Origin of the sequence: Undibacterium sp. Ji42W, from assembly GCF_049340405.1 — a bacterium.
GTDB lineage: Bacteria > Pseudomonadota > Gammaproteobacteria > Burkholderiales > Burkholderiaceae_D > Undibacterium.
Window position 1 is genome coordinate 254,919 of the sequence record NZ_JBMPOV010000008.1, and the last position, 21,908, is coordinate 276,826.

22 protein-coding genes are annotated in these 21,908 nt (G+C 51.2%); 9 read left to right on the plus strand and 13 right to left on the minus strand.

What is annotated here, in order from left to right; translation table 11 throughout:
• The first annotated feature begins 22 nt into the window (after positions 1 to 22).
• The 3 genes from ACO0LG_RS18985 (at position 23) to ACO0LG_RS18995 (ending at position 2,641) form a co-directional block, all read left to right on the plus strand.
• A complete protein-coding gene (locus tag ACO0LG_RS18985; protein ID WP_423029122.1) occupies positions 23 to 1,579 on the plus strand; it encodes a hypothetical protein in 1,557 nt (518 codons plus the stop codon).
• Between the two features lie 12 nt (positions 1,580 to 1,591).
• Complete coding sequence (locus ACO0LG_RS18990) at positions 1,592 to 2,062, plus strand: phage tail protein (RefSeq protein ID WP_423029123.1); 471 nt, start codon at positions 1,592 to 1,594, stop codon at positions 2,060 to 2,062.
• An 84-nt stretch (positions 2,063 to 2,146) separates the two neighbouring features.
• On the plus strand, positions 2,147 to 2,641 hold the full coding sequence (locus ACO0LG_RS18995) for a phage tail protein (RefSeq protein ID WP_423029124.1): 495 nt from the start codon (positions 2,147 to 2,149) through the stop codon (positions 2,639 to 2,641).
• Between the two features lie 34 nt (positions 2,642 to 2,675).
• Here the strand turns inward: ACO0LG_RS18995 and ACO0LG_RS19000 are convergent, their stop codons facing one another.
• Genes ACO0LG_RS19000 through ACO0LG_RS19010 form a run of 3 tightly spaced genes read right to left on the minus strand, consistent with a single transcriptional unit; the run spans position 2,676 to position 4,731 of the window.
• A complete protein-coding gene (locus ACO0LG_RS19000; protein ID WP_423029125.1) occupies positions 2,676 to 3,185 on the minus strand; it encodes a nuclear transport factor 2 family protein in 510 nt (169 codons plus the stop codon).
• Positions 3,186 to 3,234: 49 nt separating this feature from the next.
• Positions 3,235 to 3,789: a GNAT family N-acetyltransferase gene (locus tag ACO0LG_RS19005; RefSeq protein ID WP_423029126.1), complete on the minus strand. Its 555-nt coding sequence runs from the start codon at positions 3,787 to 3,789 to the stop codon at positions 3,235 to 3,237.
• 3 nt (positions 3,790 to 3,792) lie between these two features.
• A complete protein-coding gene (locus tag ACO0LG_RS19010) occupies positions 3,793 to 4,731 on the minus strand; it encodes a histone deacetylase family protein (protein WP_423029127.1) in 939 nt (312 codons plus the stop codon).
• Between the two features lie 287 nt (positions 4,732 to 5,018).
• Here ACO0LG_RS19010 and ACO0LG_RS19015 point away from each other — a divergent pair, with 287 nt between their 5' ends.
• The 5 genes from ACO0LG_RS19015 (at position 5,019) to ACO0LG_RS19035 (ending at position 10,745) form a co-directional block, all read left to right on the plus strand.
• Complete coding sequence (locus ACO0LG_RS19015) at positions 5,019 to 5,939, plus strand: AAA family ATPase (RefSeq protein WP_423029128.1); 921 nt, start codon at positions 5,019 to 5,021, stop codon at positions 5,937 to 5,939.
• Positions 5,940 to 5,966: 27 nt separating this feature from the next.
• Positions 5,967 to 6,950 (plus strand): DUF58 domain-containing protein, encoded by a 984-nt coding sequence (locus ACO0LG_RS19020; protein WP_423029129.1) that lies wholly within the window; start codon positions 5,967 to 5,969, stop codon positions 6,948 to 6,950.
• On the plus strand, positions 6,947 to 8,959 hold the full coding sequence (locus ACO0LG_RS19025; RefSeq protein ID WP_423029130.1) for a transglutaminaseTgpA domain-containing protein: 2,013 nt from the start codon (positions 6,947 to 6,949) through the stop codon (positions 8,957 to 8,959). Before ACO0LG_RS19020 ends, ACO0LG_RS19025 begins: the two co-directional genes overlap by 4 nt.
• Positions 8,950 to 10,110 (plus strand): lytic murein transglycosylase B, encoded by a 1,161-nt coding sequence (mltB, locus tag ACO0LG_RS19030; protein WP_423029131.1) that lies wholly within the window; start codon positions 8,950 to 8,952, stop codon positions 10,108 to 10,110. Before ACO0LG_RS19025 ends, mltB begins: the two co-directional genes overlap by 10 nt.
• A gap of 335 nt (positions 10,111 to 10,445) precedes the next feature.
• Complete coding sequence (locus tag ACO0LG_RS19035; RefSeq protein ID WP_110257001.1) at positions 10,446 to 10,745, plus strand: hypothetical protein; 300 nt, start codon at positions 10,446 to 10,448, stop codon at positions 10,743 to 10,745.
• A 480-nt stretch (positions 10,746 to 11,225) separates the two neighbouring features.
• Here the strand turns inward: ACO0LG_RS19035 and cysM are convergent, their stop codons facing one another.
• The 3 genes from cysM to ACO0LG_RS19050 form a co-directional block, all read right to left on the minus strand.
• A complete protein-coding gene (gene cysM, locus ACO0LG_RS19040; RefSeq protein WP_423029132.1) occupies positions 11,226 to 12,128 on the minus strand; it encodes a cysteine synthase CysM in 903 nt (300 codons plus the stop codon).
• Positions 12,129 to 12,387: 259 nt separating this feature from the next.
• Positions 12,388 to 12,894, minus strand: a complete 507-nt coding sequence (locus ACO0LG_RS19045) for a ComEA family DNA-binding protein (protein WP_423029133.1) — start codon at positions 12,892 to 12,894, stop codon at positions 12,388 to 12,390.
• A gap of 142 nt (positions 12,895 to 13,036) precedes the next feature.
• Positions 13,037 to 13,921, minus strand: coding sequence for a LysR family transcriptional regulator (locus tag ACO0LG_RS19050; protein WP_423029134.1), 885 nt, complete (start codon positions 13,919 to 13,921; stop codon positions 13,037 to 13,039).
• Positions 13,922 to 14,092: 171 nt separating this feature from the next.
• On the opposite strand from ACO0LG_RS19050, the gene ACO0LG_RS19055 reads away from it, so the two are divergent.
• Positions 14,093 to 14,896: a DODA-type extradiol aromatic ring-opening family dioxygenase gene (locus ACO0LG_RS19055; protein WP_423029135.1), complete on the plus strand. Its 804-nt coding sequence runs from the start codon at positions 14,093 to 14,095 to the stop codon at positions 14,894 to 14,896.
• A gap of 24 nt (positions 14,897 to 14,920) precedes the next feature.
• On the opposite strand, the gene ACO0LG_RS19060 is transcribed toward ACO0LG_RS19055, so the two are convergent.
• The 7 genes from ACO0LG_RS19060 to rpsA form a co-directional block, all read right to left on the minus strand.
• Positions 14,921 to 15,514 carry a phospholipase D family protein gene (locus ACO0LG_RS19060; protein ID WP_423029136.1) on the minus strand — a complete coding sequence of 198 codons (594 nt, stop codon included), beginning with the start codon at positions 15,512 to 15,514 and terminating at the stop codon, positions 14,921 to 14,923.
• 101 nt (positions 15,515 to 15,615) lie between these two features.
• Complete coding sequence (gene rfaE1 / locus ACO0LG_RS19065) at positions 15,616 to 16,554, minus strand: D-glycero-beta-D-manno-heptose-7-phosphate kinase (RefSeq protein ID WP_423029137.1); 939 nt, start codon at positions 16,552 to 16,554, stop codon at positions 15,616 to 15,618.
• 8 nt (positions 16,555 to 16,562) lie between these two features.
• Positions 16,563 to 17,936: a UDP-glucose dehydrogenase family protein gene (locus ACO0LG_RS19070; protein WP_423029138.1), complete on the minus strand. Its 1,374-nt coding sequence runs from the start codon at positions 17,934 to 17,936 to the stop codon at positions 16,563 to 16,565.
• 160 nt (positions 17,937 to 18,096) lie between these two features.
• Positions 18,097 to 19,272: a lipopolysaccharide assembly protein LapB gene (gene lapB, locus ACO0LG_RS19075; protein WP_423029139.1), complete on the minus strand. Its 1,176-nt coding sequence runs from the start codon at positions 19,270 to 19,272 to the stop codon at positions 18,097 to 18,099.
• A 121-nt stretch (positions 19,273 to 19,393) separates the two neighbouring features.
• Positions 19,394 to 19,708, minus strand: coding sequence for a LapA family protein (locus tag ACO0LG_RS19080; protein ID WP_162042230.1), 315 nt, complete (start codon positions 19,706 to 19,708; stop codon positions 19,394 to 19,396).
• A 157-nt stretch (positions 19,709 to 19,865) separates the two neighbouring features.
• Positions 19,866 to 20,171, minus strand: coding sequence for an integration host factor subunit beta (locus tag ACO0LG_RS19085; RefSeq protein ID WP_110256992.1), 306 nt, complete (start codon positions 20,169 to 20,171; stop codon positions 19,866 to 19,868).
• Positions 20,172 to 20,194: 23 nt separating this feature from the next.
• On the minus strand, positions 20,195 to 21,898 hold the full coding sequence (gene rpsA, locus ACO0LG_RS19090) for a 30S ribosomal protein S1 (protein ID WP_186952926.1): 1,704 nt from the start codon (positions 21,896 to 21,898) through the stop codon (positions 20,195 to 20,197).
• Positions 21,899 to 21,908: the final 10 nt, after the last annotated feature.

Here is a 21,908-nt window from a genome sequence, read left to right on the forward strand (position 1 = left end):
ACCCTAACAGACAGAAAAAATTATGAGCTCAGTAATAATGACCATGAACAACCCTGCGGTACCGGGCACGCCCGCTACCCTTTATACTGGGGTTACAGCCAGCCTGAATATCGCGCTCACCAATGATACCGGGGCTGATATCAATCTCACTAACGCTGCCAGCCTGGAAGTGTTTATGCCGCTGTATTTCACGGCGCCACAGCTGGAGCAAATGACGATAAGCAATATCGCACCGGCAGGCTGGGCTTTCAGCTACAACAGCACTGACATGGCCCTGCAACTGAAATGGACAGGCGGCAATGCCCCATGGTCCAGCAATGGCGCAGTCACTTTCAGCATCAACAATATACTGACATCAAACACGCCTACCTCTGACGTCGTGCAGATCAACTTCAATGACATCAGCGGTACCAACGTGCCTAGCCAGGTATCGTCAACACTGGCGCTGGTCGCGCAACCGGCACCGGGCAACCTGAACTTGCATGACGTACTCAGCGTCGCGCCTGAATTTGGCGGCGCAGTCTACGTATCCGCGGTCAGCAACCCGCTGACCAATACCCTGTACCTGAATCTCAAGAATATCGGCAACACACCTCTGTTCAATGGCAATAATATGTGGACGGGTTCGCCCAAGGTATCGGTCAGTTTTGTGTATGGCACGACCAGTGGCTCACTGGCACCGGACGACAAGCAGCAATCTACCCAACTGGGTTCAGCCTGGGCTATCAGTGCGGGTGTCTATGTAGATCAGACTGGTGGCTGGAGTGTACAAAACCCCTCTGTCACCGGCCAGGCAAATTCGCCAACCTGGACATTGACGCCCAACAATACCAACAAACAGATCATAGGTACCGGTGATCAGTCAAATGTGACGTTCTCTTTCGCCAATATCATTTCGATGACGCCGACTGGCCCCACGCAGATGTATGTACAGTTTTCCGGCTTCATGGCGAACGATGGTACACACTACAACGATACGGTATTTGTCGTCCCCATCAGCAAGCAGATTCCACCAAATCCTGGTGCCATCGGCATCTACAGCCTGGCAGAAACCATCCATGTCAGCAGTTCCACTGAACTAGTTTCTATACCGCTTACATGGAGCATGTTTGGTGTAGGCAGCGTCAAGCTGAGCTTCTATATCCCAGGCATGACCATACCAGAACAAAAATACACCTACGGTACTACGGCGCATCCCGCGCTCAATTATGACAGCGAGCATCCGCAGATCACCGGCATTACCAAGACCCAGACCCTCACTGTGTATTGCTGGGCTTACTCTGACAGCAACTGGCAGAACCTGTTGAACAAGATACAGTGCACGGTGCCCCTGATCTTCCCCCCCGTGATCAACAGTTTCACGATACAGACTACCACTATCGTGCCACCAGCGAGTTATGCCTTCCAGCTGAACTGGAATATCGAGGGACAGAACAGTTTTGAAATCATTGCCAACGATGGCTTAAGTAGCGGGGTCACATTAGCGATTCCGCAAACTGCGACGTCTTATATCGTCAACCCGACCTCGCCACAGACCACCTATACACTGAATGTGTATGGCAATACCACGAATAACTGACCGGAGTATCTCATGCCAAATCCAAGCGCAACAGCCACGACTTCAGCCACCATACAGATGCCTGTCGGCACCATCGTCAGTTATGCCAGCAGTGCACCACCTAATGGTTGGCTGCTATGTGACGGAGCAGCTATTGATCAGGGCACCCATCCCAACTTGTATGCCTTGATCGGGGCCAATGTACCAGATTTGCGCAGCCGTTTCATCATTGGGGCAGGACAGGGTAACGCACTCTCATATCGTGAATTCAACACCATTGGCGGCGAAGAGAATCACGTACTCAGCGTCAATGAAATGCCATCGCACAATCATTCTTATGGCGTCGGCGGCGGCGAGGGTGGCGATAATAATGGTACAGGTGATTCGGAAGGCTGGTCAACCACCACCACGCATTATACGACCTGGACTGGCAACACAGGTAGCACCTGGGGACATAACAATATGCCGCCGTTTCATGCACTGACCTACATCATCAAATACTAGGACTAAAGGTTCAGGACATCTTTATCTGGATGCCAGTACAAGATTCGTCACTGGCATGATTCATTTCTTTTTTGAGAAAATACCATGAGCACATTAGCTAATGCAGTTCCTGCCCAATCTGCCGACACAGTAGCAATCAACCCTTTACCTGTTGGCTCCATTATTTCTTTTGGCGGCAGCGATGCACCAAACGGCTGGCTGCTTTGCGTCGGGCAGACTATCAGCCAATCGACCTACCCCAACCTGTTCGCCGTCATAGGCGGCACGGTACCCGATTTACGCAGCCGTTTTGTGATCGGCACCGGGCAAGGTAATGGCCTCAGCAACTACCCACTCAAAAGCACAGGCGGCGTTGAAACCGTGACCCTCAATGTCAATCAGATACCCAGCCACCAGCATTATGGTTTTGGAGAATCGACCTCAACCTGGCCCATGGGTACTCAGAGCAGCAATCAAATGGGTAGCAAAGGTGGGATTGATTACGACAATTATTACTATGGTACGACTAGCACAGGCGGTAGCCAGGCACATGAAAACCGTCCACCCTATTTTGCGCTGGCTTATATCATCAAGTATTGAGAGTACTTAGGTCAGGCTGACACAGTAAGCGGATTCATTTTTTCTGCGCTTGTTCAGCCTGTTTTTCAGTCAATTTCTTCACGCCATCAGCCAGATAATCGGTCAGCTCATTTGGCACAGTCAGCGACAACTGATAGTGCCTGATTTCAAAACCCCTGGCTGTTTGCTCTATCACACCCGTAGCCTGGCAGATACCCATCTGGGTTTGTAACTGCTCATCAAACCAGATAAATTTGTGGTTTGCCGACATGCTGATATGACGGTTGAAGGACTTGAAAGCCCAGGCAGATGGCCGTTCAAAAAACCGTTTGGCCCAGGCTTTGAATTCATCGCGCGTCCAGCGTTCGGTCTTGTCGGTACCGATATACACGCCATCTTTTGCCATCTTGTCGAAATATTGCAGGCGTGCATGGGCGGCGTCGTCATGCCATTCATCAATGAACTGGGCAACTTTGCTCGTGACGCTTGCAATATCATCTGCGGCATGAACCAATGTAGTCTGCATCGCCCATGCAGCCAATAAAGCACTTAGTGTCTTTTTCATTTTCACATCCTGGTTTTCATAGCCTGATTTTCGTCGCCTGATCGGGGTATCAGTTTTGTTGGCTCAGGTAATCGGCACGGGTGATGCGGTAAATCAGGCTGGTGGCTTCACCTGGCACATCGTCCACTTCTGAGTACAACTGCATGCCGATTTTTTCCAGGGTGCGGCGCGAAGGAATGTTGGCAGGCCTGACCAGGCCATAGACAGCATCCTCAGCCAGCACGACAAAAGCAGCATGCAAGGCTGCCATCGCCATTTCCGTTGCATAGCCCTTGCCCCAGGTGTGCGCAGCAAAACGGAAATAGATATTCAAGCCACTGAAGTCTGCGATTTGCTTGCGCATGACGCCACCAAAACCCAATACCTGGCCTGGCTCGTCTATAGAACAGACTGTCCAGTAACCAAAATGCTGACTATCCCACGCACCTGCCCAGTCATCCAGCAATATCCTGGTAGTTTCGCGTGATCTGGGGCCAGTGGGGTTATGAATATTGGTGGCAGGGTCACCATGGATGATGGCGGCACTGTCTATATCGCTGCGTTCCATCTTGCGCAAGAGGAGACGTTCCGTCTTGAACGGACTCAGGCTACCGTAATTAATCATGGATCAATCCAGGTCTGCGAGGACTTTAAGATGCGCCACCACGCTGCGACCGAGGGCAGACAGGTTATAACCACCTTCAAGACAGCTAACGATGCGCTTATTCGAAAACTCCTGGGCTATCTTCATGATTTCTTTGGTGATCCAGGCATAGTCGGCCTCGACCAGGCCCATCTGCCCCATGTCATCTTCTCGGTGGGCATCAAAACCGGCAGAGATAAAAATCATTTCTGGCGCAAACTCGCGCAAGGCTGGTAACCACTGTTCAGTAATCAACTGGCGCACCACATCGCCATAGCTATGCGCCGGGACCGGGATATTCACCATATTGCTGGCCGGATGCTCAGTGCCGGTATATGGATAATAAGGATGCTGAAAAAAACTGACCATCAGCACGCGCTCATCATCCCTGAAAGCTTCTTCGGTGCCATTGCCGTGATGAACATCGAAATCGACGATCGCGATCCGTTTCAAACCACGTACTTCCAGTGCATGCTTGACAGCGACAGCGACGTTATTGAACATGCAAAAACCCATGGCTTCACTGGGCGTAGCGTGGTGGCCAGGCGGGCGTATGGCACAAAATGCATTTTCAACATCGCCATCAATTACCGCATCAGTCGCAGCTACTGCGGCACCGGCTGCACGCAAAGAGGCACGCCAGGTATAGGCATTCAATGAGGTGTCGGCATCCAGCGGGAAATGGGTGTACTCCGATCGTTCCGAGGGGCAGTTTTCCCTTATTCTGTAAATGGCGTCGGCAGTATGCACGCGCGCCAGATGCGCTTCGGTGGCCTGCGGTGCCTCCCGGTGATCCAGCAAGCTGCTGATGCGGCTGGCGATCAATTGATCATCTATGGCTTGCAGGCGGTCTGGTGATTCGGGGTGCCATGAGCCCATTTCATGGCGTTTGCAGTCAGCATGGGTGTAATACGCAGTTGTCATGTCTCTGTGCCAGAACTGCCACAAAACCAGTCCGGCACATGCATGCCAGCGCAGTATGAGTGATATTTGTTCTGCTTATCTTATCTGTCTTATCATCAGTGTCACCCTATTTGCATGATTTTGCAAATCCGTCTGTCTGAATCTTTTCACTATGGGCAACAGTTTTTGACATTTCGGTTTACACTGTGGGCACAGAAATTTGACAATTCATGACGACAAAGGCCGCAGTTTGGGTATGTCTATCATGTTTTTCAGGCAACAATAAACATATCCAGGCAAGGAAAAACATGTTTTCCAAAGTACATAAAGTAGCAAAACAGGTCAACAGCGTCATCATAGGCAAGGAACAGCAAATCAGGCAGGCGCTGGTCTGTTTGCTGGCGGGCGGGCATTTGCTGATAGAAGACTTACCTGGCGTAGGCAAGACCACGCTGGCGCATGCGCTGGCGATTTCCTTGGGTCTGAAGTTCAATCGCCTGCAGTTTACCAGCGACCTGCTGCCGGCCGACGTGGTTGGCATCTCGATTTTTGACCGGGAAAAATCACAATTTGTTTTTCATCCTGGTCCTGTGTTTGCCCAGGTATTGCTGGCAGATGAAATCAACCGTGCTACCCCCAAAACCCAATCCTCCTTGCTGGAAGCCATGGAAGAAAGGCAAGTCTCGGTAGAAGGCCAGACACGCAACCTGCCCTCGCCCTTCTTTGTCATCGCCACCCAGAATCCTGCCCATCAGGTAGGTACTTTTGCCCTGCCTGAGTCACAACTCGACAGGTTTCTGATGTGCCTTTCACTTGGTTACCCGGATGCAGCGGCGGAACGCGCTCTTTTGCTGGGCGAGGACAGGCGCAGCCTGCTGGCACAACTGCCCGCAGTGATGCAGCCAGAAGAATTGATGGAAGCGCAGCAGCAGCTCAAGAAAATCCATACTTCAACAGCGCTGATCGACTATGTGCAATCGCTGGCCCACGCAACACGCCAGGGTGATTTATTTGCCGAGGGCATGAGCCCGCGTGCCTCTATCGCCCTGTTGCAGGCCGCCCGTGCCTGGGCTGCCATGGAAGGCCGTGACCATGTCCTGCCTGAAGATGTACAGGCAGTATTGATACCTGTCATTGCGCACAGGCTGCGCCCCTTGAAGTCGATGACGGGCAAAGTCAGTGCCAGCAGCGAATTACTGTCGCAATTGATGAAGCGCGTCAGCGTCTGAATTTTTCAGCCATAGATCAATCACGGCATGTTCACATCGATAAAAAAAAGACTGCGCAAGATCGTTTTTCTGGAAAACAAGCCAGAAAACGGTGAAGTGTTCCTGAATCAGCGACGGGTATTCACCTTGCCCAGCAAACCTGGGCTGGTCTATGTCGTCCTTTTGCTACTGATGTTTTTGGCCGCCACCAATTACAGCCTGAACCTGGGCTTTGGCCTGACTTATGTCCTGGGTGGTGTTGCGCTGGTCAATGTATTTTATGGCTTTCGCAACCTCGCCTACCTGCACTTGCTGCCAGGTTCGGCCCGGGCTGTCTTTGCGGGCGAAGAAACCGAATATACCGTTTATCTGATCAACCGCCGCACTCATCCGCGCTATGCCATCAGCGTGGGTTTTGCTGAAAAAGGCCATCCGGAAAAATTTGTTGATATCGCCGCCGACAGCCGCGTAGCCGTGCAACTCAGCTACCCCACGACGAACCGGGGTTTGCAAGCGATACCCCGAATCCGTTTGCAGACCGCCTACCCGCTGGGCCTGTTACGCGCCTGGAGTACCTGGCTGCCAGATGCCAATGCGCTGGTCTATCCGCAACCAGAGGCAAATCCGCCACCCTTGCCGATGTCAGGCGCTGGGCAAAAGACTGAAGCACCTGGCCATGCCGGTGATGAAGATTTCGCCGGTGTGCGCGCATATCAGCCTGGCGACCCCATGAAACACCTGGCCTGGAAACAGATTGCCAAAGTCGATACTGCACTGGGTGGCTCACTGGTGACCAAGCAATTCGCCGGAGGTTCGGGCAGCGATGTCATGCTGGACTTTGCCGCGCTGCCGCGTAGCCTGGATACCGAATTAAAGCTGTCGCGCCTGACCAGTTGGGTGTTGGAGGCTGATCAGCGCGGCCTGACTTATGGTTTCAGGCTGGCGCAAACACAGTATCCGGCAACCACAGGGCCAGAGCACTGTGAGGCCTGCCTGCGCGCACTGGCGCTCTACGAGATCCACGCACCATGAAATTGCCCGTCTTCCGCACCATATTGTCACGCGACAAGGCAGATACTCTGCTGCTGATCTTTGCCTGCGCCTTCGTACTATTACCACATGCCGACCACGTCAGATGGTGGGTAAATGCTTCTTGCGCCCTGCTATTGACCTGGCGTGGCTGGCTGACCCTGAGCGGCCGCCGTTTGCCTGCTGCCTGGCTGCTGTTGCCGGTTGCCATGATGATGATGGCTGGGGTCTATCTGACGCACAGGACTTTTTTTGGCCGCGAGGCAGGCGTCACCATGCTGGTTTTGTTATTGACCTGCAAGCTGCTGGAAATGCATGCCAAGAGAGATTTGTTCGTGGTTATTTTTCTCGGCTTTTTCCTGTTACTGACGAGTTTCTTTTATCAGCAAAGTATCTTCGCCGCCATGCTGACGTTAACAGGACTATGCCTGTTGCTGACAGCGCAGTTATCCTTCCATTACACAGGTGTAGTACCGCCTTTACTGCAAAGGCTCAAGCTTGGCGCCAGCATACTGGCGCTGGCAATTCCGCTGACCATTATCGCTTTTGTGCTGTTCCCACGCATACAGGGGCCATTGTGGGGCTTGCCAGGCGATGCACAATCTGGCCGCAGCGGTCTGTCGAACTCGATGTCGCCAGGGAATATCAGCGAATTGGCACAATCTGAAGAAATTGCCTTTCGCGTCAAGTTCGATAAATTCATCCCGGCCAAACCCCAACTTTACTGGCGCGGCATCGTTATGAATAAATTCGATGGGCGCAGCTGGTCACAGGAAGAGAAAAGGTCTTCCTACAAAACGGATCAGGACAAAAACTGGATTAAATATGGCGGCCAGGCCATCCGTCAGGAAATCACGCTGGAAGCAAATGGACAAAACTGGCTGTTTGCGCTAGACATGCCCGCAGGCAAACCTGCGCTAGAAACCAACACTGGCAACATTGCCATCATCAACAGATTGATGGAAACCCGGCGCGAACAAGTCACCAATGAAAGACTCAAATACACGATAGAGTCTTATACCAGCTATTCCCTGGAAGCCAGCAGCACCCACGAGATGGTGGCGGACTCGCTGAAACTGCCAGAAGGCTACAATCCGCGCACCCTGGCTTTTGCTGCGGCGCTAAGGCAACAATATCCGGATGATATGCGGTTGATCTGGGCCATCCTTAATTATTTTCGCCGTGAAGCTTATTCCTACACGCTGGAGCCGCCACGCCTGGGCAGGAATAGTGCCGATGAATTCCTGTTTGATACCAAGGCTGGTTTTTGCGAACACTATGCCAGTGCCTTTGTCCTGCTGATGCGCGCCGCCAATATTCCGGCACGGGTAATTGCCGGCTACCAGGGCGGTAACCTGAATTCTGTGGATGGCTATCTCGAAATACGCCAGTCCGATGCCCATGCGTGGGCTGAAGTCTGGCTGGAAAACAAAGGCTGGATCAGGATAGACCCGACCGCAGCCGTAGCACCAGAAAGAGTACAGCGCTCACTCAATTATGCCGTGCCACGCCAGGGCCTGGCGGGCCTCATCAACCTGAGCCCGGATGGAATTTCCTTTTTCAACCAGGTGCGCATGCAATGGAGTGCGGTCAATAACTCCTGGAATCAATGGGTATTGAACTATAACCAGAATACCCAAAGAAGCCTGCTCAATTCCATGGGCCTCATGAAAGTGGACTGGGCGCAACTGACCATGCTGTTTTTTGTTGCGACCAGCGTGATACTCGGCCTGATATCCCTGCCCTTAATTCGCAACCGGCCACGTATCACAGCGCTTGATAAGGTATACTTTTCTTTCTGTCGCAAGATGGAAAAAAAGACCGCAGCACGCGCTTTGCATGAGGGGCCAAAAACCTATCTGGAAAGATTGCGCAGCAGCCTGCCCGCAGCTGATTTTGAGAATGCCGAGCGTTTTCTGACACTGTACGCAAGTGCCCGCTACGGCAAAGACCCAGGTCCGGAAAGCACGCTGATCCGGCGTTTGAAAACCTTGCTGGCAGCATGCCGCTAATTTTTTATAGACGTATTTTGATCTCTCTGACATCCCACGCAACAAACCAGCCTGGCATCTTGCTGAACGGCATTTATTCACTCATCATCGCGACCGCCCTGCTCACCACAGGCGCAGCGCATGCGACAGAAAAAAGACATGTAAAAAAAACTGCATCCAGTACTGTTGCGGCGGCCAAGACAAAAAAAGATGAAGGCCATTTTGAGCAATGGAAGGAAGTATCCGGCTTCATTTCTGACATGGTCAGCAAGCATGGCTATACCGAAGCAGAATTAAAAGCCATCTTCAAGCAAGCCAGATACATAGAAACCGCCAGGCAACTGATGCGACCCGCTCCGGCAGGCAAACCCAAGAACTGGAAAGCCTACCGAGCACGCTTTGTCGAACCTTACCGTATCGAAGCTGGCGTTGCCTTCTGGGATAAATATGCCGATGCACTCGCCAAAGCCGAGCAGGAATATGGCGTGCCACCAGAAATCATCGTTGGCCTGATTGGTGTAGAAACCATCTTTGGCAAGCAGACTGGCGGCTTTCGTGTCATGGATGTGCTGACTACGCTGGCCTTTGACTACCCTGACACGCCGACCCGCGATGCACGCATGCAATTCTTCCGCGGCGAACTGGAAAACATGTTGCTGATGTCCAGAGAGGCCTCGCTCGATCCGTTTGTTTTTAAAGGCTCCTACGCAGGCGCGATAGGCTGGCCGCAATTCATGCCAGGCAGCATTAGAAAATACGCAGTGGACTTTGATGGTGATGGCAAGATCAACCTGACAGATTCACCGGTGGATGCGATAGGCAGCGTTGCCCACTATCTGGCAGTGCATGGCTGGAAGCGCAATTTACCTGTCGCATTCCCTGCAACTCTGGTACTGCATGAGAAAAGTGAGCTACTCAGCACGGCCCTGGGCAAAGGTTTGCAGGCTAGCTATCAGTTGCAGGATTTAAAAGCCATCGCGACAACAGCTAGTAGCGAAGCGCCAACAAATATCTCGTATGGGCTTGTCGATCTGCAAAATGGCAATGACGCAACAGAGTACTGGCTTGCAACAGAAAATTTTTACGCGATTACCTTGTATAACCGCAGTTATTTTTATGCAATGTCGGTCTATGATCTCGGCCGCGTCATCGCTGCGGCCAGACAAAAATAATTCTCACTTAATGCGTTTAACGCCGCATCACAGAGTGATGGGGGATGAAGCTCGCAATTTAACAGATTTTAATAAACCAAATAAAATTGTTAATTTATGTTATTCTAGTAACTAATTACTGGAATAAACATTGCCATTCAGTATTTTCTAAACTAAAGTGCTGTCATCTAGTTGACACATTTACTTCTTAACTAAGCAAAGTGTCAAGAGATTTAACAATGGTTTGCTATTTTTCTGACAAGCAAATTATATTTTAAAGATACAATATTACCGTTTGATTAATTTTTTATTGAAGCAACTAATTAAGCGTCAATAAACTACACAGCGAGGTAATTATGGCAAATTTGACCCAGCTTGAATCCGATGAAATCGACTATGATCCAAACAATCTGTTGGATACTCTGATCAAGCAATTGCATTTGAAAAATGATGCAGCACTCTCCAGAGCATTGGAAGTGGCACCACCAGTAATCAGTAAAATCAGGCATCGTCGCCTGCCGGTCGGCGCATCACTGCTGATCCGCATGCATGAAATCAGCGATGTCAGTATCAAAGAATTGCGCGAATTGATGGGCGACCGTCGTGCGAAATTCCGTATCAGCGACAAGCAATTCAAACCAAAAGACGCAGCATAAGTCTTTCATTTGATCAATGCTTGCTGGCCTGCCTGACCTTCGGGTTATCAGGAAAACTGCTACATTGAAAAATACCGAAAACGCGCCACAAGCGTGATTTCGGTATTTTTTTTCTTGTTTTTATTGTGCGCCGAATTTATGACAGCTTGATGTAAAGCTGCTGGAGAAGTGCAAAAAAATTGAGCCGCCTGGAGATCTTCATGGCAGAGTGCCTCAGCTAATGTGCCCATAATGGCAGGGGCTGGTACCGCTCACCTTAGTCAGCTATCCCCAAACTACTCTCATGACGTGGCTCCAGAATTTAGCTTTATGAGTTAGCTTTATGAGTTAGCTATAAGACTTGGCTCTATGCCTCAGCCCTGTCACTTGCATCTGCAAGAGTTACCCGCTATCGACTCACGCATACCTGCAATTACGTCAGCAAGCCACGTTTTGAGCGCAATCGGCGAGCGCGGGTTGCACTTACTATGGCACGGATGCTCAGGCTGGAAACACGCCTGTCGATAAATACCGGTCACCACGGTCACAGACAATAAAGACTATCGTAGCGTTTTCTACCGTCTGGGCAATCCGCAAAGCGATTTCGCATGCGCCTGCGGCAGAAATACCACAAAATATACCTTCTTCCACCGCCATCCTGCGCGCCATTTGTTCAGCATCTGCCTGTGTGACTGACTCCACCTGATCGACCCTGGCCTTGTCATAAATCTTCGGCAGATAAGCTTCTGGCCATTTGCGTATGCCAGGTATTTGCGAGCCTTCTTCTGGCTGCGCGCCGATAATGTGGATATTCGGGTTTTGCTCTTTCAGATAAGCAGATACACCCATGATGGTGCCAGTAGTACCCATGGCACTGATAAAGTGGGTGATCCTGCCCTTGGTATCGCGCCAGATTTCTGGTCCTGTTGCTTCATAATGCGCCAGCGGATTATCTGGATTGGCGAACTGGTCGAGAATCACGCCCTGCCCTTCGGCCTGCATTTGCTCCGCCAGATCACGCGCATATTCCATACCGCCAGTCTTGGGGGTCAGCATAATTTGTGCGCCATAGGCAGCCATACTTTGGCGGCGTTCTACGCTCAGGTTTTCTGGCATCAGTAAGATCATTTTATATCCACGCATGGCGGCTGCCATGGCAAGGGCAATACCGGTATTGCCGCTGGTCGCCTCGATCAAGGTATCACCCGGCTTGATGCGGCCACGTTCTTCTGCCCTTTTGATCATGGACAAGGCTGGCCTGTCCTTGACGGAACCGGCAGGATTATTCCCTTCCAGTTTGCCTAGGATGACATTATTACGCCGCTGGTTTTCTTCGCCGGGTATGCGCTGCAATCTAACGAGCGGTGTATTGCCTATGGTGTCTTCGATGGTCAGATAGGTCATGGTAAGCAGCTTAAAAAGACAAACTCTTATTCTAAACGCAGTTACCCTTAGACGCTTGCCGCATAAGCAAGCGGCTTGTTTGAAAAAGCACCTCCAACTCTGGAAAAAATCAGCTTCTCATAGACAAATCAAGCGTTTGCAGCCCACTGGAATACACTAATCAGGCTTATACAGAATTTAAATAAGCTAATAAAAAACCCCGGAATCACTTCCGGGGTTTTGTCTGCCTGTCAGTTCAACAAAAACGGAAGCGTCAGGCTTATTTTGCGCTGGCCTTGGAAGCTGCCGATGCGGCGGAAGCCTTGGACGCTGCTGAAGCTGCCGATGCCGCACTTGCAGCTGATGCATTGGATGCAGCCGATGCCGCAGCAGAAGCTTTTGGTGCCGCAGTTGCAGATGCTGCGGATGCTGCTTTCTCTGCTTTGGCGGCAGCTTTATCAGCCTTTTCACCTTTGGCAGGCGCTGCGCTGGCCGCTGGTTTTGCTGCTGCACCAGGTTTAGCCTGGCCATTGACAGTCAAACCAGCTTCAGACAATTTAGTAGCGCTTTTTTCGCCGATGCCTTTGACGCGGCTTTCAAAATCAGACCAATCCTTGAAGGCCCCGTTCTTGGTACGTTCTTCGATAATAGCCTTGGATTTGGCTGGGCCTATGCCCTTGATACCATCGAGTGCAGCCTGGTCACCTTTATTGACATCGACATCAGCAAATGCAAAACCGGTAGCAGCCAACAAGGCCATCAGGCCAAATATAATTTTCTTCAACATGCGAATACTCCCTCAATAATTGAACATTTTTTTAAGCGAATCTTTAAATGACATAGCCTGTTTTTTATCGCTGGCTATGTAGCTATCAACGGCACTGGATTAATTCCGTTGACAAGTATTCCACAATTTAATGTCAATATGACTAATCGCTTAGCCTCTCTATCAAAAAATCGATAAAACACCGCAACTTGGGCGGCATCTGGCGGCGGCTGGCATAGACGGCGTACAGATTGCCGGTAAAACCCGGCTCATTACCTGCCACCAGTTGCAAGCGGCCAGAAGCAAGATCATCGCCTACCAGCCACTCGGGTAGAAATGCGGCACCCATGCCAGCCAGTACGCAGTGATAAGTGAGCGTGGTGTCACCGCATTTCATGATCGCATCCAGCTTTAAAGGTGCCCACTCTGTTTGTACCGGCAAGTGAAACCTTTCAAGCTGCACATAATTGGGCAATATCATTGCCACGTCGATGGCGTCGTCTTTGTTGCCAGCTTGCAGATTTTTCACAAAAGCCGGTGTGGCAACCAGGCGGAACTCGACTTTGCACAAAGACCTGGCAATCAAGGCTGGTGATGGCTCATCGGTCGCTCGCAGTGCCAGATCAAAGCCATCTGCCACCAGATCCACCATGTGGTTATCAAGATGCAGGTTCAGCCTGACCAGAGGATAATGTTGATGAAAATCTGCCAGCACCGTCGCAAAGCCAGGATTCGCACACCAGACCGGGGCGCTGATTTTCAATTCACCGCGTGGTGGCCCGCTTTCTTGCGCAACCGAGGCGATGGCAGCATCAAGAATATCCAGCGCCTGCCTGCCCTGCGCAAAAAAATCCTTACCCGCCTCAGTCAAACTCATGCTGCGGCTGCTGCGGTTGAGCAGCCTCGCCCCCAGCTTGCGCTCCAGTCTGGCGATATGCTTGCTGACCATGGGCGCAGCCATACCCAGCCTGTCAGCTGCCGCGGTAAAGCTGCCTGACTCGACAATCTCGCGAAATACCCTGATGCCACTGATATCTAGTTCATCCATATCTTCATCCTCAGCTATCCATGGGCCATAGTTGCACTTTTTGGAAACAATACAATTACTTTACCACCATCGATTTCCATATGAGGAAACATTATGATGATTTATATGGGCTTCATGGAATTAATTGAAAAAACAAGCCCCGGCACCAAATGACCTGTGGAGGATACTCATATGAAATTGCCTACCTATTTTATTTCACACGGCGGCGGCCCCTGGCCTTACATGGAAGACATGCGCAAGACCATGCATGTGCTGGAAGCATCACTGGTCGATATGCCACGGCAACTGCCGCACAAGCCCAAGGCCATCTTGATGATCTCGGCGCACTGGGAAGAAAGTTCTTTCAAGGTCATGACAAATCCATGGCCGGGGATGCTGTATGACTACGGCGGCTTTCCTGAGCATACCTACAAGGTACATTACTCTGCCCCGGGTTCGCCTGAACTGGCAGAACAGGTAATGGAATCGATCAGAAATGCAGGCTTGCCAGCACAGGCTGACGCGCAGCGTGGCTTTGATCACGGCGCATTTGCCCCACTAGCGGTGATGTACCCTGAGGCAGATATGCCAGTCGTGCAATTATCATTGCGCAAAGGACTTGACCCCGCAGAACACCTGGCGCTGGGACGTGCGCTTGCCCCACTACGCGATGAAGGTGTGCTCATCATAGGTAGCGGCCTCAGCTACCATAACCTGCGCCGCTTTGGCCCGCTGGCGAAAGAACCCTCATCGAGTTTTGATGACTGGTTGCAGGATACCCTGGTCGCCAGCAGCACGACTGAGAGAGTCGCCCGCCTGATCCATTGGGAAGATGCACCAGCAGCACGGGTGGCGCATCCAAGAGAAGAGCATTTATTGCCGCTGATGGTGGCAGTCGGTGCCGCAGAGGGAGAAGTTGCCAGTTGTGTTTATCATGAAGAAAACGTCTTTGGCGGCGTGGTGGCATCAAGCTTTCGTTTTGGGGCGATTTCCTGAAGCATTTCCAGGGATTCTTATCAGCTATTTCGTTACCAGCATAGTTTTGTAATCCACTCCTGCGGACCAGCGGCTTTCCCATTGGCGAAGAAATGACTTCGCCAATTCTGGGTTACGCCAAAAAACGATGACATTTTCGCTGTTCGCTTCGGCGGCATCCCGTGTGTAATTGAAGCTGCCGTTCTGGACAGTTTGCTCATCCGCTACTATGTATTTGTCATGATGAATCGCATATACAGCAATAGTTCGCGTAGCTATGCCTGCACCGACAAGACGGTTCAAGGCTGCCCAATTAGGCTTTTTCTGGTTGCGACCATAATCGACCAGCACCATGACATTGACACCGCGCTTTTTTGCATCAAGTAGCGCCTTGACCACGGTGGGTGAACTAAATGAGTAGGCAGCCAATCTGATGCTGGAGGTGGATGTGTTGATGACCTTGAGCACCAATTCCTCTGCTTTGGCATCGGGAGAAAAGGCGTTCTCAATCTGCGCAGACGATGCGTCCAGGATCGTCCCTGCAGGTTTATCTTCCGGGGAAGATGCGTGGCAAGATGGCGCGATCAGCAAAGCAACGCTTGCTACAAGAATGAGACGTTTGATACTCAAGGCAGACATACTGATCCTCTTCGCTTGTATGTTTAAGAGTGCGGTTTGAAGTTCGCCTCATCTGCATCAAGTCGATCCATGACCCCGCATTCAAGGTCATCGGATATCACTTATTGCACAGTCTCAGGAAACAGCTCTTCCCGTGTCACAGTCGCCGTACCCAGCTTGCCAACCACGATCCCGCCAGCACGGTTGGCAATCACTACCGCCTCTTGCATGGACTTGCCTTGCGCCAGCATGACGGCCATGGTGGCGATGACGGTATCACCGGCACCAGAGACATCAAATACCTCACGCGCCATGGCTGGCACATGGGTCACACCATCAGCCGTGAACAGGGTCATACCTTCTTCAGAACGGGTCAGCAGCAAGGCATCGATTTGTAAATCTGTACGCAATCGCTGGGCCCTGGATGTCAGTTCTTCTTCATTTGGCCAGTCGCCGATGATTTGCTTTAATTCTGACTTGTTCGGTGTCAGCAGGCTGGCACCAGCATAGCGCTTGAAGTCACTACCCTTGGGATCAACCAGCACGATCTTTCCTGCTGCCTTTGCAGCAGCGATCATAGCACTGACATTCACCAGGCTGCCCTTGGCATAGTCGGACAGGACGACGACATCATAACCAGTCAGCAAAGAGTTGAAGCGATTCAGTTTGTCGCGCAAGACATGTTCGGTCGGGCGTTCTTCAAAATCAATGCGCAACAATTGTTGCTGCCTGCCGATGACGCGCAATTTGATGATGGTAGAGATTTGCTGGTCACGACTGAGGTAAGCCTCGATGCCTGAAGTCTTCAGCAAACGCTCCATGCTATTGCCGGCATCATCGTCACCAATGACACCCATCAAGGCAGCCTGCACGCCCAAGGCAACGGCATTGCGAGCCACATTGGCGGCGCCGCCAAGGCGCTCTTCACTTTTTTCCACACGCACGATAGGTACCGGCGCTTCTGGTGAAATGCGGTTGACTTCGCCAAACCAGTATCTGTCGAGCATGACATCGCCAGCGACGAGAATACGTTTCACCGTTACATCTTTCTTTGCATCCATATTTTGCATTATTTGTTCGTCAATACGGAGCGGCCTATGCCGTGGTATTCAATACCCAGTTCGGTCATGACCGTGGGCTCAAACAGATTACGGCCGTCGAACACGACAGGCTGCTTCAGGCGTGCCTTGACTTCATCAAAGTCAGGGCTGCGGAAGGCCTTCCATTCAGTGACGATCGCCAATGCGTCGGCTTCGACGAGCGCATCCATGGGGTTAGCTGCATAACGTATTGAGGCCAGCAATTCAGGCGCATCATAGAAATCCAGTTCCAGCACGCGCTTGGCTTCTTGCATGGAGACCGGGTCATACACTGCCACAGTCGCACCTGCGCGCAATAATTCGCCTAGCAAGACACGGGATGACGCAGCCCGCATATCATCGGTGTTCGGCTTGAATGCCAAACCCCAGATGGCGAAATGACGGCCACTGAGATTTTCACCAAAGCGCTGCTGTATCTTCTTGCCGAGTACCTGTTTTTGACGTGCATTGACGGCTTCTACCGCCTGCAGGATCAACAGATTCAAACCGTAATCCTGGGCAGTACGTTCCAGCGCCTGCACATCTTTAGGGAAGCAGGAACCACCATAACCACAACCAGCATACAAAAAGCTGTGTCCTATGCGCGGATCAGAGCCTATACCGTGACGCACGGCTTCAATATCGGCACCAACATGGTCAGCCAGGTTGGCCAGCTCATTCATGAAAGAGATGCGAGTCGCCAGCATGGCGTTCGCTGCATACTTGGTGAACTCTGCCGAGCGCACGTCCATCCAGTAAGTGCGTTCATGGTTGCGGTTGAAAGGCGCATACAACTTCTTCATCTGGCTGCGCGCTTTTTCACCTTGCGGCGTCTGGTCGCAACCAATAACAATGCGATCAGGACGCATGAAGTCTTCTACTGCTGCGCCTTCTTTCAGGAATTCCGGATTCGACACCACAGAGAATTCGGCTGTCACCGACCGTGCCGCCAGCTCAGCTGCGATGGCAGCGCTGACGCGGTCTGCTGTACCTACAGGCACGGTAGATTTATCAACGACGACCTTGAAGTTCGTCATGTACTTGCCAATATTTTTTGCCGCAGCCACGACGTATTGCAAATCAGCAGAACCGTCTTCATCCGGAGGTGTACCGACAGCGATGAACTGCACGTCACCATGCTTCACACTTGCTTCAACGTCGGTAGAAAACTGAATGCGGCCGGCAGCACGGTTGCGCGCGACGATTTCTTCCAGGCCCGGTTCATGGATAGGGATGCCGCCATGATTGAGGATATCAATCTTGCGCTGATCGACGTCCAGGCAAAACACATCGTTACCCAATTCCGCCAGGCAGGCACCTGTGACCAGGCCGACATAACCTGTACCAATAATTGTGATTTTCATTTTTTGATCACCAAATAAAAATAAGTCATTTTGCACATCTGAGTATCCAGTCATTCACATAGAATTTCAGATCACAGCCCTTATTCAAGATTCTTTACACTTAACGACTATCCCTGAGGCCTTACGCAAATCAGTCTGCGCTCAAGCATGACAGGAATCATTAATTCATGACGTTCAGCTCTTCCGTACGGCGTGGAGGGTAAGTTTCCCACTTGCTGCAGCCAGGGCAATGCCAATAAAATTGCCTGGCCTTGAAACCGCAATTGGAGCACTGATAACGCGCCAGTTTTTGTGCATAGCCGTGCACCAGATTCTTGATGATGGCCAGTTCCGGTCTAACTTCAGGCGGCACCACCATAATGCGGCCATCCAGCAACTTGTCCAGCCCCAGCAGGGTTGGGGTGCGGCGCAATTCTTCACTGACAAGACTATTGACGGCTTCTATACCTTCCAGCTCCAGCGTGGCCTTGAAGGCGACTTCCAGCAAATCTATCGAAGGTGCTTCAGCCAGGAAGTTCTTCAAAAGATTCAAACCTTCTTGTGCTTTGTCGAGCTTGCGATAACCGTCCATCAGGCGTTGCGCCACTAGCGCCACATGCGGCACGCTTTGCTGCTCCACCCTCCGCCAGGTCGCCAGGGCTATTTCAGTGTCGCCATTGGCCATGTACACATCGCCCATGAGAATGATGGCGCGTACATTGTTGCGGTCTGCTGCCAGTGCTTTTTCCAGATTGGCCAGGGCCGCTTCTGTATTGGTATGCACCAGTTCATCCTGGGCAATTTCGCAGTAAAACTGGGCGATTTCTTTTTGACGGCCACCGGCACCACATTCTTGCAAGGCATTCGCCGCTTCTATGGCGCGCGCCCACTCTTTTTCACGCTGGTAAATTTCCAGCAAGGCGCGCCTGGCCTGGGCTTCAAACGGGCTGTTGACGAGCAGGTTGTAGGTTTCTTCGGCACGGTCGAGCAAACCGGCTTTCAGGTAATCCTGGCCCAGTTCATACATGGCCTGGGTTTTTTGCTCGGTAGGCAGGTCTGGCCTGGCCAGCAGGTTTTGATGGACGCGGATGGCGCGTTCAGTTTCACCACGGCGGCGGAACAGGTTACCAAGGGCGAAATGCAGGTCCACTGCTTCCGGGTCGAGTCTGACGATGTCGATGAAAGCATCAATTGCCTTGTCTGGCTGGTCGTTCAGCAAGAAATTCAAGCCCTTGAAATAGCCGCGCGGCAAGCTGCGGGATTCCGAGATCAACTGGCGTATATCGATACGTGCCGCGCTCCAGCCCAGGGTGAAGAATAAGGGTATGCCTAGCAACCACCAAATTTCAAATTCCATGTGTATTTCTTCTTATTGTTGAGAACAATGTCAGTTCAGACGCAAAGCCTGAATTGCTGATATGTCTTTAGCCAATCTTTGTTCGCAGGTCTGAATGTGCTGAAAGCTGCGCCCACCAGTGTCAGATATTGCGAATGCTATCAGGCTGGGGTGCTTGTGTGCTGGCCCTTTGCGCGGCTTCACGTTCTTTTTCAATTTCTGCCAGGGTCTTTTTATGCTTGTGCAGGTCGCGTCTGTGGCGAAACACCATCGGCACCATGGCAAGCGCGCCCAGCGTAGCACCGCCAGCAAAAAAAGCCAGCAGCATGATGACCAGCGGCGCAGATTGCTGATAGCCAAAAAAATATTGCAGCGTGACAATCTGGTCGTTTTTCAAGGCAAAGCCAAAGAACAGGACAAACAGCACGATGGCGAAAAATCTTGAAATATATTTCATGTATGCATCCTTGATGGATAAGCAGGGAAATCGTCAATGAAGCAATTAATCCCGAAAAGAGCATTGTACTGAAAAAAAACGGCATATCGGAAAACCGATATGCCGTTTTTATTTTTACATCGCTGTCGAAGCCCGATCTTTGACCAGTCAGCCTGACTTAGTCATCGTGTATCGGTTGCCCCACCATGGCATCAACACGTTCGCGCAATTCCTTGCCTGGCTTGAAATGCGGCACCCGTTTTTCAGGGACCATCACCTTGTCACCGGACTTGGGGTTACGACCTATCCGTGGTGGACGACTGTTCAGTGCAAAGCTGCCAAAGCCACGGATTTCTATGCGTTGCCCTGTTGCCAGGGCATCCGACATTGCATCCAGTATAGTTTTAACAGCAATATCCACATCTTTAGCTACCAGTTGCGGATATCGCTCTGCCAGACGAGCTATCAGCTCCGACTTAGTCATAGTGAAAACCTTATGACGTAAGCTTAGTTTTTATTGTCGAGCTTGGCTTTCAACAAAGCGCCCAGGCTGGTTGTGCCGGATGCTGCGTTGGAATCAGTAACGGACATTTTTTGCATGGCTTCTTGTGTTTCAACGCTATCTTTAGCTTTGATAGACAATTGGATACCACGGGCTTTGCGGTCGATGTTCAATACCAGGGCTTCAACACTGTCGCCGACTTTCAGGTGTGTACCAGCATCTTCCACGCGGTCGCGGGAGATTTCGGATGCACGCAGGTAGCCTTCAACGTCGTCTGCCAACTGGATTACTGCGCCTTTGGCTTCAACAGATTTAACTGTACCAACGACAACTGCACCTTTGTCATTCATTGCGCAGTAGTTGTTGAATGGGTCGCCTTCCAGCTGTTTAACGCCCAGGGAAACGCGCTCACGCTCAACATCAATAGCCAGAACGATGGCTTCCAGTTCGTCACCTTTCTTGAAGCGGCGTACTGCTTCTTCGCCTGTTTCGTTCCAGGACAGATCAGACAAATGTACCAGACCGTCGATATTGCCAGACAAACCGATAAATACGCCGAAGTCAGTAATGGACTTGATCGCGCCGCGAACTTTGTCACCTTTCTTGTGGTTGATTGCGAAATCATCCCAAGGATTGGCTTTGCACTGTTTCATACCCAGGCTGATACGACGACGTTCTTCGTCGATTTCCAAAACCATGACTTCAACTTCGTCGCCCAATTGAACAACTTTGTTTGGTGCAACGTTTTTGTTCGTCCAGTCCATTTCGGAAACGTGAACCAGGCCTTCAATACCTTGCTCGACTTCAACGAACGCGCCGTAGTCGGTCAGGTTCGTTACTTTACCGAACAGACGTGTATTCGCTGGGTAACGACGGGACAAACCTGTCCATGGGTCATCGCCCAATTGTTTTACGCCCAGGGAAACACGGTTTTTCTCTTGGTCGAATTTCAATACTTTTGCAGTGATTTCCTGACCAACTGTCAACACCTCGGAAGGGTGACGTACACGACGCCATGCCAGATCAGTGATATGCAACAAGCCATCGATGCCACCCAGATCAACGAACGCGCCGTAGTCAGTGATATTTTTAACAATACCAGTAACCACTGTGCCTTCTTTCAGGGTTTCCATCAGTTTTTGACGCTCTTCGCCCATAGACGCTTCAACAACAGCGCGGCGGGACAGCACGACGTTGTTACGTTTGCGGTCGAGCTTGATAACCTTGAATTCCATGGTTTTGCCTTCGTAAGGAGTTGTATCCTTAACTGGGCGTGTATCAACCAAAGAACCTGGCAAGAAAGCGCGGATGCCGTTCGTCAGAACAGTCAAGCCACCTTTGACTTTGCCATTTACTGTACCAGTAACGATCTCGCCAGACTCCAGCGCTTTTTCCAGCGCGAGCCAGGAGGCCAGACGTTTAGCTTTGTCACGGGACAAAATTGTGTCGCCGAAACCGTTTTCCAGCGAATCAATCGCTACGGAAACGAAATCGCCGATATTAACTTCCAGGTCGCCCTGGTCGTTTTTGAATTCTTCAACAGGGATAAAGGCTTCAGACTTCAAGCCAGCGTTAACGATCACGAAGTTGTGGTCGATACGGACGACTTCAGCAGAAATCACTTCACCGGAACGCATATCCTGACGTGACAGGGATTCTTCGAACAAAGCTGCGAAGCTATCTGCACCGGTTGCGAAATCTTGGGACATGAAAACAGTA

What these genes read in the sequence shown, in the direction of transcription:
- ACO0LG_RS18990 (WP_423029123.1), top strand. Translation starts at nt 1,592, where the DNA reads ATGCCAAATCCAAGCGCAACAGCCACGACTTCAGCCACCATACAGATG.
- ACO0LG_RS19010 (WP_423029127.1), bottom strand. Translation starts at nt 4,731, where the DNA reads ATGACAACTGCGTATTACACCCATGCTGACTGCAAACGCCATGAAATG.
- ACO0LG_RS19045 (WP_423029133.1), bottom strand. Translation starts at nt 12,894, where the DNA reads ATGTTGAAGAAAATTATATTTGGCCTGATGGCCTTGTTGGCTGCTACC.
- ACO0LG_RS19080 (WP_162042230.1), bottom strand. Translation starts at nt 19,708, where the DNA reads ATGAAATATATTTCAAGATTTTTCGCCATCGTGCTGTTTGTCCTGTTC.
- ACO0LG_RS19000 (WP_423029125.1), bottom strand. Translation starts at nt 3,185, where the DNA reads ATGAAAAAGACACTAAGTGCTTTATTGGCTGCATGGGCGATGCAGACT.
- ACO0LG_RS19025 (WP_423029130.1), top strand. Translation starts at nt 6,947, where the DNA reads ATGAAATTGCCCGTCTTCCGCACCATATTGTCACGCGACAAGGCAGAT.
- cysM (WP_423029132.1), bottom strand. Translation starts at nt 12,128, where the DNA reads ATGACCTATCTGACCATCGAAGACACCATAGGCAATACACCGCTCGTT.
- lapB (WP_423029139.1), bottom strand. Translation starts at nt 19,272, where the DNA reads ATGGAATTTGAAATTTGGTGGTTGCTAGGCATACCCTTATTCTTCACC.
- ACO0LG_RS19055 (WP_423029135.1), top strand. Translation starts at nt 14,093, where the DNA reads ATGAAATTGCCTACCTATTTTATTTCACACGGCGGCGGCCCCTGGCCT.
- ACO0LG_RS19015 (WP_423029128.1), top strand. Translation starts at nt 5,019, where the DNA reads ATGTTTTCCAAAGTACATAAAGTAGCAAAACAGGTCAACAGCGTCATC.
- ACO0LG_RS19070 (WP_423029138.1), bottom strand. Translation starts at nt 17,936, where the DNA reads ATGAAAATCACAATTATTGGTACAGGTTATGTCGGCCTGGTCACAGGT.
- ACO0LG_RS18995 (WP_423029124.1), top strand. Translation starts at nt 2,147, where the DNA reads ATGAGCACATTAGCTAATGCAGTTCCTGCCCAATCTGCCGACACAGTA.
- rpsA (WP_186952926.1), bottom strand. Translation starts at nt 21,898, where the DNA reads ATGTCCCAAGATTTCGCAACCGGTGCAGATAGCTTCGCAGCTTTGTTC.
- ACO0LG_RS19085 (WP_110256992.1), bottom strand. Translation starts at nt 20,171, where the DNA reads ATGACTAAGTCGGAGCTGATAGCTCGTCTGGCAGAGCGATATCCGCAA.
- ACO0LG_RS19050 (WP_423029134.1), bottom strand. Translation starts at nt 13,921, where the DNA reads ATGGATGAACTAGATATCAGTGGCATCAGGGTATTTCGCGAGATTGTC.
- ACO0LG_RS18985 (WP_423029122.1), top strand. Translation starts at nt 23, where the DNA reads ATGAGCTCAGTAATAATGACCATGAACAACCCTGCGGTACCGGGCACG.
- ACO0LG_RS19035 (WP_110257001.1), top strand. Translation starts at nt 10,446, where the DNA reads ATGGCAAATTTGACCCAGCTTGAATCCGATGAAATCGACTATGATCCA.
- ACO0LG_RS19005 (WP_423029126.1), bottom strand. Translation starts at nt 3,789, where the DNA reads ATGATTAATTACGGTAGCCTGAGTCCGTTCAAGACGGAACGTCTCCTC.
- ACO0LG_RS19060 (WP_423029136.1), bottom strand. Translation starts at nt 15,514, where the DNA reads ATGTCTGCCTTGAGTATCAAACGTCTCATTCTTGTAGCAAGCGTTGCT.
- ACO0LG_RS19020 (WP_423029129.1), top strand. Translation starts at nt 5,967, where the DNA reads ATGTTCACATCGATAAAAAAAAGACTGCGCAAGATCGTTTTTCTGGAA.
- mltB (WP_423029131.1), top strand. Translation starts at nt 8,950, where the DNA reads ATGCCGCTAATTTTTTATAGACGTATTTTGATCTCTCTGACATCCCAC.
- rfaE1 (WP_423029137.1), bottom strand. Translation starts at nt 16,554, where the DNA reads ATGGATGCAAAGAAAGATGTAACGGTGAAACGTATTCTCGTCGCTGGC.